The following is a 14,119-nucleotide window of genomic DNA, read 5'->3' on the forward strand; positions in this document are numbered from 1 at the left end:
AGCCTCGGGGTCCTCCGCTTCGCTCCAGACCCCAGAGATTGAGCCGCTTCGCGGCTCAACTCAGGCCGTTTCACGGCCTGTTGGGCCGATCCGCTTCGCTCCCCGGCTCTGGGCCCGCTTCGCGGGCGGCCGGCTGCGAGGGAGAGTCGCGGGGGTTCGAGGGACCCTCTCCGCTGTGCAGTTGATAACACACAGTCAGGATGCAAGGAGCGGAGGACCGTTGTCAACACATGATGCACTGTGTTGAATCCCGAGAAAACTACCACCCTCCACCAGAGCTGACGGATAATCAGCTCTGGTCTGTTGCAAGAATTCCACGACCGCTATCGGAGGACTACTGAATTCCGATATCCGGCAAATTCACGACCGGTTTGAATTGTCCGCATGATTCAACGCGCGGACAATCACCCATGCCATCATCCGAGTCTAGGTCGTACACCTCGACCTCATTGAAGTAGTCCTCAAGCGCGCCCATAATCACGGCTGCCTTTTCGTTGTCCGTCACGTGTTCTCCCTGGTGATGGTCTGATGTCACCTGCGAGACCGGGAAACTGGGCGGATGACCGACCGTCGCACCCTGGGCACCGGCCCACGCCCTACAACTCCCCCAGCACAGCCAGCCGCTGGCCGCGGGGCCCGCCTCGCCGCCGAACCAGCCGAAGAGCCGCACGCGGCCACCGAGGGGCCCGCGGCCGCGCCCCGCTCCCCCGGTCGGCGCCGGCTCGGCACGGGCCCGGACGCCGGCGCGCAGCGATGTCGGCGGTCTTCTCGCTGTGTGCGAAGGCTCGGCTGCCTCCAGCCGCAGTCCTGTTCCCGTTTTGCCTGCTCGTTGGAGTCTTCGGTATGCCGCAGGTCGGGATGTCAGCAGAGCCGATCCGCCCCCCGTTCGACCGGGGGTAGCGTTTTGCGATCTTATTCAAACGCGTTCATGCTGTTCTTGATCCCTCAAGACAACCCGAAATCTCGACCCTGTCGTGCCATCCTCGTCCGATCGCTGGGCGCAACCGCTGCGCTCGCCGGACTCACTGCCGGCATCTCGCTCGGTGCAGGTACGGCACACCGAACCCGAATAGTGGGATCGCGCCTCCGAGAACGAGGAATGACATGAGCACTACGACTATCTGCGCGGTAGCCCCGGACAGAACGAAAGTGTTCCGGTACGACGGATTCGGAAGCTCCTGGACCAACATCGGCGGGCCCGGTAGCCAGAGCCACATCCAGATCACAGGCGGGGGCTGGGGACTGATAGCCACGGCCTACGGCCCCGATGAATACAGCTACTCCGGTGAAACCGGCGAATGGTGGCTCATGACTCCGACCGATGGCTCCGATGCCGGCCCTCGTGGTCAGCACGTGGTCACCGACGACACGGTGTACAAACTGATAGCAACCGTCGGCGGGGGCAACATATATCAGTTCGACGGCTTCGATGACTCCCAACCCTCTTGGAGTTGGGTACGCGGCACCTCTAGGCAAGCCTGGGGCGGAGGCTGGGGACTGATAGCCCAGGATCCTCAGCCCTGGGACGCCCACCGCTACACCGGTAACCCTGGGGACTGGGATCGGATCTCCGGCGATTGCTTCACGTTCGCAATCGGCCCGGACGCAGTATACAAAATACCCAACGATAAAAGCGCGGTGTACCAGTACGACGGCTTCGGAGACTCCTGGACCCAAATCGGCGGCCCCGCTAGCGATATTGATGCCGGGGGCTGGGGGCTGGTAGCCACGGCTCCGCCTGAGGGGAACTGGGATGCATACGCCTACACCGGTACCCCCGGGGTCTGGAGACTCATTGGCGGACCCAGAAGTGCGTTCTTGGCCATCACCGACGACACGGTGTACAGCATGGCCCCGGACGGCAGCGGGGTGTACCGGTACGACGGCAAGGGGACCTCCTGGACCAGAATCAGCGGCCCTGTATTCCAGATCGCCGCCACCAGCTAACAAGGTGTGCGTGCGTGAAGCCCCATGGGCCCGCACGGCCCGGCCCTGTCAGAGAGCGCTTGTCGAGCCACGACTGTTTGATTCGATCTGCAACCCGGATAGAGACATGAAACGAACGCACCCGCATATGCGTGAGTGAGAGCGGATCCGCACGTACATGCGTGCGGTACCAACCAACCTGCACAACCCCAGATCAGAAGCATGACGACTGCTCAGTTTCATTGACCAGCGACAGCGCCGCCGAACTGGAAGAGCTCGGCATCGTCTGGGACACCGCCGACGCAGCCTTCGCCGAGAACCTCGCCGCCGCACGCGCCTACCACCAGCAGCACGGCACGCTCGCCGCACCACGGCACGCAACCGCCCTCGACCGGGCGGTGGGACAGTGGCTGACCAACGTCCGCCGGCCCGGCGGACTCGGCAAAGACCCCGTACGCGCCGAGGAGCGGGCCGCCGCCCTCGCCGCAATCGATGAGAACTGGAACCCGAGCGCGCTCGGGTGGACGGTCGACTGGCAACGCCACTACACCTACCTCGCCCAACTCCTGAACGACGGCACCCGCCTCGCCGCCATCATCCCTGGGGTGACCCGGCACGGTGAGGACGTCGGCCGGTGGCTGGCCACCCAACGCCGCGACTTCCGCCGCCTCAACCAGGAGCAGCAGCGCCGGCTGGCCGAGCTCGGGGTGAAGCCCGCGCGGGCCGTACCAGCCCGCACAGCCGCCACGACGGCTCGAAGCCCTCGCGGGGCTCGGGGTGAAGTGGGCCGGCTCGTGACCGCCTGCCCGATCCTGGCCGACGAGGGGTCGTCGGCCAGGACCACTGACCGACAGACACATCGGCACCGCACGTCCGACAGGAACGGGGGTACTCCATTCGCAGAGGAGCATCGATTCTTCTTGCGTCGAACGCGCAGCAGAGGGAATCGCTGCGGGCACAGGGCATACAAAGGTCTCAGCGCGCTCACGCAACATGAGAGGTCGAGATGAGACGCCTTCCGATCCCCGCCCTGGTAACCGCCGCAGTACTCGCCACAGGTGGGACCATCGCAGTCGCCCAGGACACCGCCGGACAGCCGGAGGCGAGAAAGGCAGCCCAACTTGCTCCCCACCGCGAGTTCAGAAGCGACCCTGTGCCCGTACCACGAGGTACGTACAGCATGGCCGTAGCGAACTGTCCGGCGGGATGGGTACCGACGGGAGGAGGCTGGAATTTCGACGGCGACAACTACTTCGTTCACGACAACTCCCTCAGCCCAGGCGGCAGGGGTTGGGCCGTTCAAGCCAAGAACACCGGCCTCGATCCAGGCAACCTTGTCGCGACAGTGATCTGCACCCCTCTGTGAGCTTGCCGTTTCAGAGGACACATGCCGCCCGTTCTCCCGCCAACAGAGCCACGCAACGGCTGCGTGAGTGGGAGTTCTCCGCCTCACGCCACCCCACGGGTCATCGAGGCGGAACCGGCGGGTGGCGCCTCCGGGCCCGGCCAGCACCAGCGAAGCGATCGTCGGCCCCACAGGTACGCCGATCTTGTCGCGGGCCAGGAGCCAGGCGACCACCGCGCCGCAGTCGAACTGCGGGTGGACGTCCGTGCCGGCCACCGGGACGGGGAAGTCGGGGTGCCGACGGCGCCAGTTCGCCACCGCAGCCCGGCCCACCCCGGCGATCCGCGCCACCCCCGCCAGCAGCACCCGGTCCTGCCCCGCAACGGCCGGGTCGAGGGCGGCGAGCGGGGAACGGCTCCCCGGGCGGGCGGTGCGCACCGCCCGCCAGTCCACATGCGGACGGACCACCTCCAAAGCGCTACCTCCTGGGCGTCGTACAGGGGGACCCGGGTCACCCCGCCGTGGTGCTTGTAGTCGACGGTCACGCAGGAGACCGGGGACAGCCACCCGAGCCGGCCGGTGATCAAGTCGAAGTCCGTTCGGCGGACCCCGAGCCGGCGCGCGGCCTGGTCTGGGCCGGGGGGACGAGCCGGTCGAGGAGGGCGGGCAGGTCCCGGCGGCGGGCGAGGGCGGCCACCTGGTCCGGGTGGACGTCGGGGAACCGCGTGTCCCCGCCGAGGTAGACCAGCAGCCCGGCACGGACGAGGTGGCCGACAGCCGAAGCGGTCACCTTCGGCCGGAGGATCGGGAGCGGCTCCCCCAGGGCCTGCGTCAGCCGGTCCGCCGCCACCCCGGCACCGATCGGGCCCCGCAGCGCCGCGCGCACGGCCTCGGGGTCGGCGGCCTCCACCACCGCCCGCGACCACAACCCCCGCCCGGCGTCCGCCGGCGGGACCAGGCCCGAACCGGAGGCCCACCGCCAGGCCGCAAGGGGCACCCGCAGGCGGCCCGCGGCCTGGTTCTCGTCGTACTGCTCCAGCACCAAACGCGCCATGAATCGCACTCCGATCGCACATCGGCAGCCTGGCTGTCGGGCCGCGCCGGAAACATGCCGAAAGATCCTGTTTGTTGTCAATAGCCCTGCTTTCGGGGCGAGTTGGGAGCACACCGCACAAGCCGCGCTCGCATACGCGAGGGGCGGGATTCACCCCTGCGGGGGACATGAACCGGGGGTCGGCACCCATGGGTGCCGACCCCCGGACAACCCGCACGCCAGCGCGCCGCCGGCAGCGTCTTCGGCGGTCAGCCGGCCGCCGCGGCCGGCCCCTGGCCGAAGGGCGGCACGTCGGCGGCGGTCACGTCCAGGCGGATCCGCTGGAAGCGGAGCGGGTGCCGGAAAACACACCGGTCAACGGCACGATCGGCGCTGACTTCCGCCACCAGGTCCGGGCGTACGAGCACCACGTCCAGGGCGTCACGACTCCCCCATGCCGCCGTGAACCGCACGCCCTCGAAGGGGTGCCCCGGGCCGGCCGCGGCAAGGTGCTCCCCGACCTGCCGGGACACCTCCGGGCGCAGCGGTACCGTCCGGCCGACCGCGCGCAGCCGGCCGCCGGTGTCGCGGCGGCCGAGGACGAGGAGACCGGGGCGGGCCAGGGTGCCGGTGACGGCGCCGATGACCGCTTCGGTGGTGTCCCGCCGGCACTGGTGAAGTAGCGGTACTGCGTACCTGCGCAATTCCTCCTACTTGTGGTCAAGCACCGCTTCCGTCCCGGTGGATGCGTGGTTCTGCGGGCGCCCTCGTCAGGACTGGTCCCACGCGTCGATGATCAGCAGTTGGCCGGCCGGACAGGCAGCGATCCGGTCGGTGTGTACGGTCCTGCGCGTGAAGGGCCACCTGCCCATGCCCAGGAGGGGTTCGTCCGCCAGGAGTGGCAGGACATCGCCCGCCCTGGCGGCGTAGCGCAGCGGATAGCCGGACGAGAGGATCTCCCGTGCCCTGCCGTCCCGTTGCAGCGTGCTGAGCCACTCGAGCGTGCTCGTCGTCGTCCATGAGGCCAGGATCCGCGTCGGGTCGCCGTCGTTCCCGGCCTCGGGATCGGAGACCTGTTCGGGTGTCGCGACGCGGATCGATATGTCCCAGCCGAGCATGCGGTTCCTTCCGTCGGACGGTGTCGCATGCATCGCGCATGCATCGTATGAGGCCTTCCCGGCCGGTGTGTCCGTCCGGGACGCGGATCAGATCGCCCGGGGGTGAGCGCGCCGCGGCGGCCGACACCCGGGGGCCAGCCGGACAGGTCCAAGTCGTTCGGGACGGCCAACCCTTCAGTCGGCGGCATCCGCACTCGCCGCCCCCGGCACGTGGCCGGATCAGGAGCAGCAGCGGGAGCGGCCCGGCTTCCGGAGCGGCACCAGGGGCCCATGTGGCCCCGGACCCGCCCGGTCCGGGGCCACGCCCATGCACAGCCGACGCCCACGAGACCGGACCCGCGTGTGGACCTCCAACCGGCAGCGCCGGGCGCCCGCTCGCAGACCTGGACAGTGGGCGCCTCGTAGGCACCCGGCACGTGAGCGCCGTGGCGGTCGCCGCTCTCAGAACAGCGTCAACGGTTCGTGCGATTCGGGATCGTCTTGGCTCTCCTTGCGGATCTGGTCGCGCAGACTGGCTGCGCTCACACGCCTGGCATCGAACGTCTCGCTCCATCCGTTGGGTAGCTCTGCGGCTGTCAGGAAGGCGCCGTGGCCTGCGGCGCGCAGGCGGCGCAGAATCGCCTGTTCCACGGCGAGGGCGTCGTCGCCCGTAGGCACGTGGTGTTCGTAGAACAGTGTCCATCCGTAGCGGCCGTGCTGGGCGATGCGGTCGTTGCGTTGGCCAGCGCCCGCCACGCCGATCTTGACTGCCTGGTGTGCGGCATGGGTGACGACGTAGACGCGGGCGGGTGCGGCACGGTCGAAGCCGTGACGGACGCAGTACTTGCACCCCCGGCCGGAGCGGATCTTGGCCAGGGTGGGTGTGGAGGTGCGGTGGCAGGTGGCGCAGCGGCATCGCCGGGGCGCCATGGCGCCCGGGTACGGTTCCAGGGGCTCAAGACCAGCCTCGCGCATCGAGGCGGCGCGCTCGGGGTCCTCCCGGCGCCTGGCAGCGGCCCGCAGGTCGGCGCAGCGTCGGCAGCCGCTCTGCCCGGCCAGGATTGATCCAAAGGTGGGGGAGGTGATCCCCCCGCAACCGTGGCACAGACGGGGTGTTCACGAGTACCTCCGACCTGGCGCGATGCAGGGCACCTGAAGATCGCTTCCCGTCTTCAGGAAGATCGTTTCCCGTTCTGCAGCAGATCTCTGGCGGACAAGGTGAGGCGGCGGCGCACGAGGTCGACCTCGACGATCCGTACGGTGATCTCGTCGCCTTCGCTCACGATCTGGCTGGGGTCCTCGACGGGCTCGTCACGGAACTCGGTGACGTGCACGAGTCCCTCGACGCCGTCGGCGATGCGGACGAAGGCTCCGAACGGAATCAGCTTGGTTACCTGCCCGGTCGTGACCATGCCTGCCTGGTCCGCGAACGGTACGAGCGGGTCCTCTTGGAGGGCTTTCAGCGACAGCTGGACCTGTCCACGCCGGGTGTCTACGTCGATGATCTCGCCGACAACCCGCTGGCCAGCCGTGACGGCGTCTGCGGGATGGTCGATTCGCTGCCAGCTCAGTTCTGGGCCTCTGATGAACCCGGTGCACTGATTGGCCGGTTCGCCGTCGAGGTTCACGAACACACCGAAGTTGTGGACGCTCTGCACCTGACCCTCGTGTGTTGCACCGCGCCGAAGGCCAAGGAGGAAGGCTCGCAGAGCCTGGTCCTCACATGCGGCAGCGGACGCCCAGACGCACTGCTGCTGCCAGTCGACGGCTATCACTTCGAAGGTGAGCTGCTGCCCGATGCTCACGGCTTCGGACGGATGCCCGATGGCCTTGCGGGTCAGATCGCTGCGAGGGATACGTCCCAGTGCTTTCCCCGGACCAGGGAACCCGTCCAGTTCGACGAGCGCAGCCCGGTCCTCGACGCTGATGACGCGGCCGGCGCGGACTTCGCCGGCCCGCAGGTTGTTCAGAAAGTTCTTCAGTGCCTCGCTCGACTGGGATTCGGTCACGCTCGTGACCCTATGGCCATTGACGAGCATCTCTGACCAGTGGGGGCAGCCCCCGCCTGCAAGATCGCTTCCCGGCCGATCTGCTGAACGGGTACGGTCCACCGCATGGTGGACGACTTCGATGCAGCGGTGGCCATGCGCGACGGCATATCGGACCGGTCGGAGGCTTGGGACTTCATCCGGGCCTTCGCGGCTGGGTGGTATGCGCCGTTGACCGATGGTGACGGCGTCGGTGAGGAAGAGCTCAAGCAGGTGGAAGGCCGGCTGGGTCTGCCGCTCCCTGCCGCTCTGCGTGAGGCATACCTGCTCTTCGGCCGCCGTCCGGAGTTGTTCGAGCACCAGGATCCGATGCTGCCTCCCCCAGAGCTCTTCGTGCACGAGGACCTCGGGGGTGTGCTGTGCTTCCGCAGCGAGAACCAAGGGTGCGCTTTCTGGGGGGTGCGTCTGTGCGACCTGGGCAAGTCCGACCCGCCAGTCGTCGTGCAGTCGAGGGACGGTTGGCGGCCCTTCATGGACAGGGTCTCGCTGGCGTGTGTGGAACTGGTCTTGTCGGAGGCGCTGTTCAGCGAGGGGCGGCTCTACAACGCATGTGAGCTGCCGACCGATGTTGCGGATGTGCTTCCGCGGCTCTTCGAGCAGGTCGCTCTCCCGGATTACCCCATGTGGACGGGGGACGACGAGTCGCCGGTCCGCTGGTACTCCGCTCCCGGGCTTCTTCTGCGGCAGGACGGACTGACGGCCTTCAGCTGGCTGCACGTTCGGGGGCGAAGCCTGGCTCATCTCAGCGCGGCCTGCTCCTCTGTTCCGGGCCGATGGGCCCAGTGGCAGGGAACGGAGCCAACCGTGGTCGACGAGCTGCCCTTTTAGCTCTTACGCGGACTCGGCCCGGTAGATCTGCAGGAGCCGGAAGCTGGCGGCCGGAGGGTTCGGGGCGTCGGTGCGCCGCTGACCGCGCCGGCCGGGGAGACGAGACCGAGCCTGACCACCTGCTCCCAGTCGGTCCTTCGGACACCGAGGCGGCGGGCGGCCTGGTCCGGGCCCAGGGGGACGTGCCGGTCGAGGAGGGCGGGGAGGTCCCTCCGGCGGGCGAGGGTGGCCACCTGGTCCGGGTGGACGTCGGGGAACTCGGCGTCTCCGCCGAGGCGGACCAGGAGGCCGGCTCGGGCCAGGTGCCCGACCGCCAAGGCGGTCACCCGCGGCCGGCACCTCGGGAGCGGCTCCCCCAGGGCCTGCGTCAGCCGGTCCGCCGCCGCGCCGGCGCCGATCGGGCCCCGCAGCGCCGCACGCACGGCCTCGGGGTCGGCGGCCTCCACCACCGCCCGCGACCACAACCCCGGCCCCGCGTCGGCGGCCGGGACCAGGCCGGAACCCGTCGCCCACCGCCAGGCCGCCAGCGGAACCCGGAGCCGGCCCACGGCCTGGCTCTCGTCGTACCGCTCCCGCACCGAACGCGCCATGAAACACACTCCGATCACACATCGACAGCCCGACCACCGGACCGCGCCGGAAACATGCCGAAATATCCCGTTTGATGTCAATAGCCCTGATTCTTGGGCGAGTTGGGGGCGCACCGCACAGCCGCCCACGCGTACGCGAGGGCAAAAATCACCCCTGCGGGGGACTCCGGACCGACCCGCATCCCCGTGCGCGGCGCACCAGGAAACGGGGAGGAGGACGGCGGGCCGGTAGTGCTCGGTGGCCTGAACGCCCCCAGCGCGCCCGCGCTCTGGTCTACCTCTGCCTCAACCACTACCTGTGGGGCCGCCACCACGAGGACGACATCCTGCGCCCCGGCCAGATCACCGCCATGCGCCTGACCGGCCGCCACCACGAACAGCACCGCACCACCTGGGACGTCCCCCAGAAGAACGCCGCCAGTGACGCCACCCGCCTCCAGCCCATCCACCACGACGCCGTACGCGCCATCGACGAATACCTGCCCCTGCGCGCCACCGCCCTGCCCGGGCGCCGGGCGGGAGCGGCCTGCTGCCGGTGCGCGGGCACGGCAGGCTCCGCGGGCGCGGCCTGGCCGGGGGCGATGTCCGCCATGCGGGCCTCGAGCAGCGGCCAGGCCCGGGTATTGACCAGGAGAACCGCTTCCCGCCCAGAACCGACGTAGTCCTGCACGAATGTCACCAGCTGTCGGCGTACTCGTTGAAGTCTCAGCCAAGTACAGCTCAACGTGCTCAGCTCGGACTCGCCCGGCCGACCGGCGTGGGGGACAGATGAGGTCCCTGAGCGCAGCCATGGGACGTGCTCCTCATTTCGTTCAGATGACGCTGTCCAGTGCCGCAGCCACCGCCTTGTGCAGTTGGGCATAGAGGGCGGCGAGGTGCCGCAGTTGCTCTGCTGCAGTCTGGTCGTCGCCGCGCATCAGCGGATACTGCAGGCCGCCCAGGATCCGGGCCTGGCGCTGCGCGATGGAGGCCGCATGCGACAGTCCCAGCTCTTCCAGGCACGTTGCCGCGTCGTTCAGACGTCGTGCTCCCACGCGGACACCGAACGCGGTGAGCAACGTGCGAATGCCGGGGGGTGTGCCCCGGGCGACGATGTCGGCGAGCGCCTCGACGGCGGCGGCTCCGCCCAGTGAGCCGGGAGGCATGAACAGGTCGTCACGGCCGGCCAGCCACCGCTCAGCTTGTGGAAGCGACTGTCGCAGCGCGTCAGCGGGAGTGACCCGATGATGGCGCACGAAGCCGGCCCGCAGAACGAACGGGGCATCGATATAACTGATCGCCTTCGCCTCCCATGCGGAGAGGAAAGCCTGTGTGGGCAGCGTCGCGTAGGGGTGGCCGTGGGGGTCGTGGAGTTCGATGGTGTCCTGGTCGGCAGCGAGTACCACGACGTAGTGGTCACCGCCGTCGGCGTTCGGTGTGCCGGGCTGGTACAGCAGCAGGCCCATGTCCACCGGCCCGACCAGGACCGGCCCGCGCGAGCAGGCGGTCCGCAGCCGGTCCAGTGCCTCGGCCGGCGTCCCGCCGTCGCTGCGCTCACAGGTCCAGCCCAGCAGTGCGATTGCCGCGTCGAGGCCGGTCTCGGGGTCCCAGCCGTAGGGGTCGAACAAGGGCAGGGAACCAGCGATGAGCTGGGCGCCGAACGGTGAGCCGGTCAACGTTTCGATGACTGCGGTGGAGGGAGACTCCCCACCCTGCATCATGGCCAGCGAGTTCGTGTAGCAGTACGGGCCGGAGCCGATGTAGCCGAGCACAAAGAGCCCTTCGAAGAGACAGAGGTGATCTCCGCCGGCGGATCGCCGGGCAGGTGGGACCAGCCAACCCCCTCACACACTGTCAGGGTCAACTCCCAACCCGGCCATCACGCTGCGGCTCGCCCGCCACCACCAGGACAGGCAGCCACCACGAAAGCCCATCGGGTTCGCAACTGGCGACGAAACCTCACCCGAACCTTCCCTTGGACGCAACCAAATGCGCCCAACCTCGCCCATCGGCACTCCCGGCGCTGCCCGGACCACGTGCCAAAGTCCAGGCACGTTCACCCGTACCTGGCCGAGCACATTCAGGCGTACGCCGACACCCGCCGCCCCGACACCGAGCCGCCCAAGGGCCGCAGGCCGGTCAGACAGGTCCAGGCCGTTCGGAACAGTCAGGCCTTCGGTCAGCCGCCCCCACATCGCGCGGGCGTCCGCACTCACCACCACCCTGGGCGGCTCCAGGGCGGCGGCCGGACCGAGGGAACCACGGCGTCGGAGCGGTTGTCCCACACATGGTCGCCCCGGTCCTAAAAGAGGTCCGAACGGGTGCCACGGCCGTGACCGATGTGGACCCGGATCGTTGCACGGCCACCCAGACACACATCCTTGAACAACCGGCACATCGCACCCAGCGGCCGGCGGGGCACTCGCAGCGCTCGCCGACCTGCTCGGCGACGTTCCTGACGCTGCCTACGGGGTAGGTATCCCGCCCTGCGTTCTCAGCATCGGGGGAGGCACCATGGCGCAGACATCAGGCGGCACAAACCAGGCCCCAGGAAGCACGGCCGGCGGCAACGGCGGCCCATCCCGAAGTATCGGTCAGAGGCTGCGGGACCACGGGGTGTGGATCGCCGCACTGGCTGCCGCGCTCATCACGGCGACAGCGGCGATTGCGGCCGCTCTCATTGAGCGTGGGTCCTCCGATCGACAGGCCACGCCCTCCTCCCCTCCGGCCACGGCATCCACGGCCCTCCAACAACCCGGACCGAACCCTTCGTCACCACCCGCACCCACGTCGGACAGCCCGTCACCCGACCCCACGGCCGGAGGCGAGGACACCGTCTTCCGATCGGGCAAGGGTGTCGTGCTCGCCGACAACTACGGCATCGACCTGGACGCGAGCGAGGTCGAGTCCCCGGACTGGCGGTACAGCGTGGGTGGCAGAGGCAAGGACGTCACGTCCAAAGCCTTCATCGGAAGGCTCTACGCCGACAGTGTCGTGGTGGACTCCGCCCCGAACCGCGCATCATGCCAAGTGACCGGTTACACGGGTACTCGATACAAGAAGGACATCTCGGTGGGCACGACGTACTGCGTCAAGACCGATCAGGACCGATACGCCCGTGTCACGATCACAGCGGTGGACCCGGACGCAGACAAGGTCACCCTGGATATAACGGTCTGGAACAAGTAATTCGCCGCATTCTCAGAACCACCAGCCACACGATGCCCATACACAGCAACATCAGCCGCCCGGCCCCGTCGATGAGGCAGGGGTCAGGCGGCTGGAACAGCACCACAGAAGTCCGGCCGGGTAGGCATCCCCGCAGCTTGCACCGCTTTCCCACAGCGTGGAACAACCGATCCTCGCCCACGATGGCGAGCTCCCCGCAAGAGGCCCGGCCAGGTCACGCGCCCGCTCCGGGCCATGGCTGCGGATCCGCTGCCCGAGGGCATGGGGATTGCGGGCGAGCCGACAGGTGCCGTACGGGGCCTCGGCGCACACGGTTGCCCCGGCCGGCGCCTGATCCCTGCAGGCGCCGGAGGGCACCCAGACATCGTCAGCGGGCGCGGGCGCCGCCCGGAGACTGGTGTGCGGTGAGAGCGCCGAAGGTTGTGATCATGAAGGGCACGTGCCCAGCATCTCGCTGAGCTTGGTCTTCTCGCCTTCGGTGACGGTCAGCCGGTAGTGGGCTTTGACGTTGGTCCAGGCGAGGTCTGCGCACTCATCGGCGACGTCGGCGGATCCGTTGCCGCCGGCCACGTATCCCTCCGCTATCAGCGCCCCCTCCACACATAGCCTCCAGCCGGCCGGCGCCCGCGTGGTCTCGGGGCACACGCATGCGACCGCGTGGTCCGCCTGAGCTTGTGTGCGGTCAGCCGGCGCCCGATCTGCGCGACGCCGCTCGGCGGGCAGCGACGACATGTCGACTGGCGACTGGCCCGCAGGCAGGACCCTGCCTACACAGCCGCATCGGTGGGGGTTCCGTTCCGCTCCGGGAGCACTTCGGGCATCCCCTCCACCAGCACCACGACGCCGACTACCTCACCGGCCTCGGAACGGCCGACCCACACCGGGTAAGTACCGTCCCCGGTCGTTGCGAAGGACATGAGCTCGCCTCCGGAAGCCTCGTCCCAGGTGCGCTGCATGAACATGGAACCGTCGTCGATGTCCTCGTACCCGTCCAGGTCCGGCTCCCCCTGGATGAGCCCCCGCTCGAAGAGCGCGATGAGTGGCTCCCAGGCCCCGGCGTCGGCGAAGCAGCCGGTGGCGCCGTCGGTGTCGAAGCCAGCTATCTGCTCCTCGATGAACAGCCGGGGATCGTCGTCCGGACCGAGGGCCATCTCCCAGGTCTCGGCGGGGGTCTCGCTGACGAGCAGGCGGACGGCCGTGGGTTCCGTGGTCGTGACCTCGGCGTCCCGCCACTCGCAGTGGTAGCTGAAGCGGACCCGCGCCTCGTCGAGTACGTACTCCCCGGCCGGGACGGCGACCGTGATGCGCGGCCCGTCGCCGTGGCCGATGTCCGGGCCGGAGACGGCCAGCAGCCCGCTGGGTACGCGCAGGGTGCCGACCCGGCGCGGCTCCACGACGGTCGTCTCGGGGTGGTACCCGTCGGTCACGCGCACCCCGGGCCGGAACAACTCGTTGATCGGCCCGGGCTGCGCGGGGCGCGGCGGACGCCAGCAGGTAGCGGGGGTGCCTCCGTCACCTGGCTTGGCTGCCTCGGCCACCTCAGCCGCCTCAAAGGCCGGCGGCTCGATGAGCCCATGTTCCTGAGCCGAGAGCAGCGGCCACTCCCCGAAGGCGGGGCGGTCCATCCAGCGCTCGTCATCCCGGAGTCCGGGCGAGGTGGCGTAGGAGCCCCCGCCCTGCCCCTGCCGCTCCTCCGTCCGTCGGCCCCTCCCGTCCGGGAAGAGGTCCACGGTGATGCGTGGGCACGCCTTGTCGAACTCCGCCATCTCCGGGCCTGTGTAGTACCAGCCGACGGAGTACCGGCGCAGCAGCCGCGACGGGTCGTCCAGCAGCCGCATGTCCAGATCGTAGGTGCGGCGGCCCTGGGCGTCGTAGACCCACAGCCCGACGTAGTGGTCCCGCCAGGAGACCAGCCGGACTTCCAGCGGGGCCTTCCGACCCGGCTCTCGGTACACCACCACGTACGGAAGCCCGGCGGCATCCCGCTCCCGGGCCTCCTCGGCGGACATTGGACGCCAGGGCGCACAAGCCTCCAGGTCCCACGCCTGCGCGTACCCCACCTCGACGACCATTGCCGCTCCTCT

At 69.0% G+C, this 14,119-nt stretch carries 15 protein-coding genes; 5 read left to right on the forward strand and 10 right to left on the reverse strand.

All coding sequences use genetic code 11. From position 1 onward, the window contains the following. Positions 1 to 334: 334 nt before the first annotated feature. Entirely contained in the window at positions 335 to 505 is a 171-nt protein-coding gene (locus ACGFQ9_RS37275) for a hypothetical protein (RefSeq protein WP_393580253.1), read from the reverse strand. Positions 506 to 1,104: 599 nt separating this feature from the next. Between ACGFQ9_RS37275 and ACGFQ9_RS37280 the strand changes: the two genes are divergently transcribed. Then, entirely contained in the window at positions 1,105 to 1,947 is an 843-nt protein-coding gene (locus ACGFQ9_RS37280; RefSeq protein ID WP_393580255.1) for a hypothetical protein, read from the forward strand. 221 nt (positions 1,948 to 2,168) lie between these two features. Continuing rightward, positions 2,169 to 2,936, forward strand: coding sequence for a helicase associated domain-containing protein (locus tag ACGFQ9_RS37285; RefSeq protein ID WP_393580257.1), 768 nt, complete (start codon positions 2,169 to 2,171; stop codon positions 2,934 to 2,936). A 918-nt stretch (positions 2,937 to 3,854) separates the two neighbouring features. Here the strand turns inward: ACGFQ9_RS37285 and ACGFQ9_RS37290 are convergent. The 5 genes from ACGFQ9_RS37290 to ACGFQ9_RS37310 form a co-directional block, all read right to left on the reverse strand. Then, complete coding sequence (locus ACGFQ9_RS37290; RefSeq protein ID WP_393580259.1) at positions 3,855 to 4,325, reverse strand: hypothetical protein; 471 nt, start codon at positions 4,323 to 4,325, stop codon at positions 3,855 to 3,857. A gap of 248 nt (positions 4,326 to 4,573) precedes the next feature. Further along, positions 4,574 to 5,008: a hypothetical protein gene (locus tag ACGFQ9_RS37295; protein ID WP_393580260.1), complete on the reverse strand. Its 435-nt coding sequence runs from the start codon at positions 5,006 to 5,008 to the stop codon at positions 4,574 to 4,576. A gap of 66 nt (positions 5,009 to 5,074) precedes the next feature. Continuing rightward, positions 5,075 to 5,455, reverse strand: coding sequence for a hypothetical protein (locus tag ACGFQ9_RS37300; RefSeq protein WP_393580262.1), 381 nt, complete (start codon positions 5,453 to 5,455; stop codon positions 5,075 to 5,077). Positions 5,456 to 5,863: 408 nt separating this feature from the next. Beyond that, entirely contained in the window at positions 5,864 to 6,331 is a 468-nt protein-coding gene (locus ACGFQ9_RS37305; protein WP_393580264.1) for a GIY-YIG nuclease family protein, read from the reverse strand. A 242-nt stretch (positions 6,332 to 6,573) separates the two neighbouring features. Next, positions 6,574 to 7,410: a S1 RNA-binding domain-containing protein gene (locus ACGFQ9_RS37310; RefSeq protein ID WP_393580265.1), complete on the reverse strand. Its 837-nt coding sequence runs from the start codon at positions 7,408 to 7,410 to the stop codon at positions 6,574 to 6,576. A gap of 105 nt (positions 7,411 to 7,515) precedes the next feature. On the opposite strand from ACGFQ9_RS37310, the gene ACGFQ9_RS37315 reads away from it, so the two are divergent. Beyond that, positions 7,516 to 8,277: an SMI1/KNR4 family protein gene (locus tag ACGFQ9_RS37315; RefSeq protein WP_393580266.1), complete on the forward strand. Its 762-nt coding sequence runs from the start codon at positions 7,516 to 7,518 to the stop codon at positions 8,275 to 8,277. Here ACGFQ9_RS37315 and ACGFQ9_RS37320 read toward each other — a convergent pair. After that, complete coding sequence (locus ACGFQ9_RS37320; protein ID WP_393580268.1) at positions 8,274 to 8,867, reverse strand: hypothetical protein; 594 nt, start codon at positions 8,865 to 8,867, stop codon at positions 8,274 to 8,276. The genes ACGFQ9_RS37315 and ACGFQ9_RS37320 overlap by 4 nt on opposite strands. A 350-nt stretch (positions 8,868 to 9,217) precedes the next feature. Here ACGFQ9_RS37320 and ACGFQ9_RS37325 point away from each other — a divergent pair, with 350 nt between their 5' ends. Further along, the gene (locus ACGFQ9_RS37325) at positions 9,218 to 9,529 is read left to right on the forward strand and encodes a hypothetical protein (protein WP_393580269.1); all 312 of its coding nucleotides are present in this window, start codon (positions 9,218 to 9,220) and stop codon (positions 9,527 to 9,529) included. Positions 9,530 to 9,679: 150 nt separating this feature from the next. Here ACGFQ9_RS37325 and ACGFQ9_RS37330 read toward each other — a convergent pair whose 3' ends face one another. Beyond that, the gene (locus ACGFQ9_RS37330; RefSeq protein ID WP_393580271.1) at positions 9,680 to 10,618 is read right to left on the reverse strand and encodes a hypothetical protein; all 939 of its coding nucleotides are present in this window, start codon (positions 10,616 to 10,618) and stop codon (positions 9,680 to 9,682) included. A gap of 1,087 nt (positions 10,619 to 11,705) precedes the next feature. On the opposite strand from ACGFQ9_RS37330, the gene ACGFQ9_RS37335 reads away from it, so the two are divergent. Beyond that, complete coding sequence (locus ACGFQ9_RS37335; protein WP_393580272.1) at positions 11,706 to 12,035, forward strand: hypothetical protein; 330 nt, start codon at positions 11,706 to 11,708, stop codon at positions 12,033 to 12,035. A gap of 426 nt (positions 12,036 to 12,461) precedes the next feature. On the opposite strand, the gene ACGFQ9_RS37340 is transcribed toward ACGFQ9_RS37335, so the two are convergent. Then, complete coding sequence (locus ACGFQ9_RS37340; RefSeq protein ID WP_393580274.1) at positions 12,462 to 12,605, reverse strand: hypothetical protein; 144 nt, start codon at positions 12,603 to 12,605, stop codon at positions 12,462 to 12,464. Positions 12,606 to 12,802: 197 nt separating this feature from the next. Beyond that, positions 12,803 to 14,107 (reverse strand): DUF4241 domain-containing protein, encoded by a 1,305-nt coding sequence (locus ACGFQ9_RS37345; protein WP_393580275.1) that lies wholly within the window; start codon positions 14,105 to 14,107, stop codon positions 12,803 to 12,805. Positions 14,108 to 14,119 lie beyond the last annotated feature (12 nt).

It is taken from the genome of Streptomyces sp. NPDC048603, assembly GCF_043199475.1.
Taxonomy (GTDB): domain Bacteria; phylum Actinomycetota; class Actinomycetes; order Streptomycetales; family Streptomycetaceae; genus Streptomyces.

Excerpts from the sequence above, each read along its gene's own strand:
- ACGFQ9_RS37290 (WP_393580259.1), bottom strand. The coding sequence starts at position 4,325 with ATGGCGCGTTTGGTGCTGGAGCAGTACGACGAGAACCAGGCCGCGGGC.
- ACGFQ9_RS37280 (WP_393580255.1), top strand. The coding sequence starts at position 1,105 with ATGAGCACTACGACTATCTGCGCGGTAGCCCCGGACAGAACGAAAGTG.
- ACGFQ9_RS37325 (WP_393580269.1), top strand. The coding sequence starts at position 9,218 with ATGCGCCTGACCGGCCGCCACCACGAACAGCACCGCACCACCTGGGAC.
- ACGFQ9_RS37320 (WP_393580268.1), bottom strand. The coding sequence starts at position 8,867 with ATGGCGCGTTCGGTGCGGGAGCGGTACGACGAGAGCCAGGCCGTGGGC.
- ACGFQ9_RS37315 (WP_393580266.1), top strand. The coding sequence starts at position 7,516 with ATGGTGGACGACTTCGATGCAGCGGTGGCCATGCGCGACGGCATATCG.
- ACGFQ9_RS37305 (WP_393580264.1), bottom strand. The coding sequence starts at position 6,331 with ATGGCGCCCCGGCGATGCCGCTGCGCCACCTGCCACCGCACCTCCACA.
- ACGFQ9_RS37300 (WP_393580262.1), bottom strand. The coding sequence starts at position 5,455 with ATGCATGCGACACCGTCCGACGGAAGGAACCGCATGCTCGGCTGGGAC.
- ACGFQ9_RS37345 (WP_393580275.1), bottom strand. The coding sequence starts at position 14,107 with ATGGTCGTCGAGGTGGGGTACGCGCAGGCGTGGGACCTGGAGGCTTGT.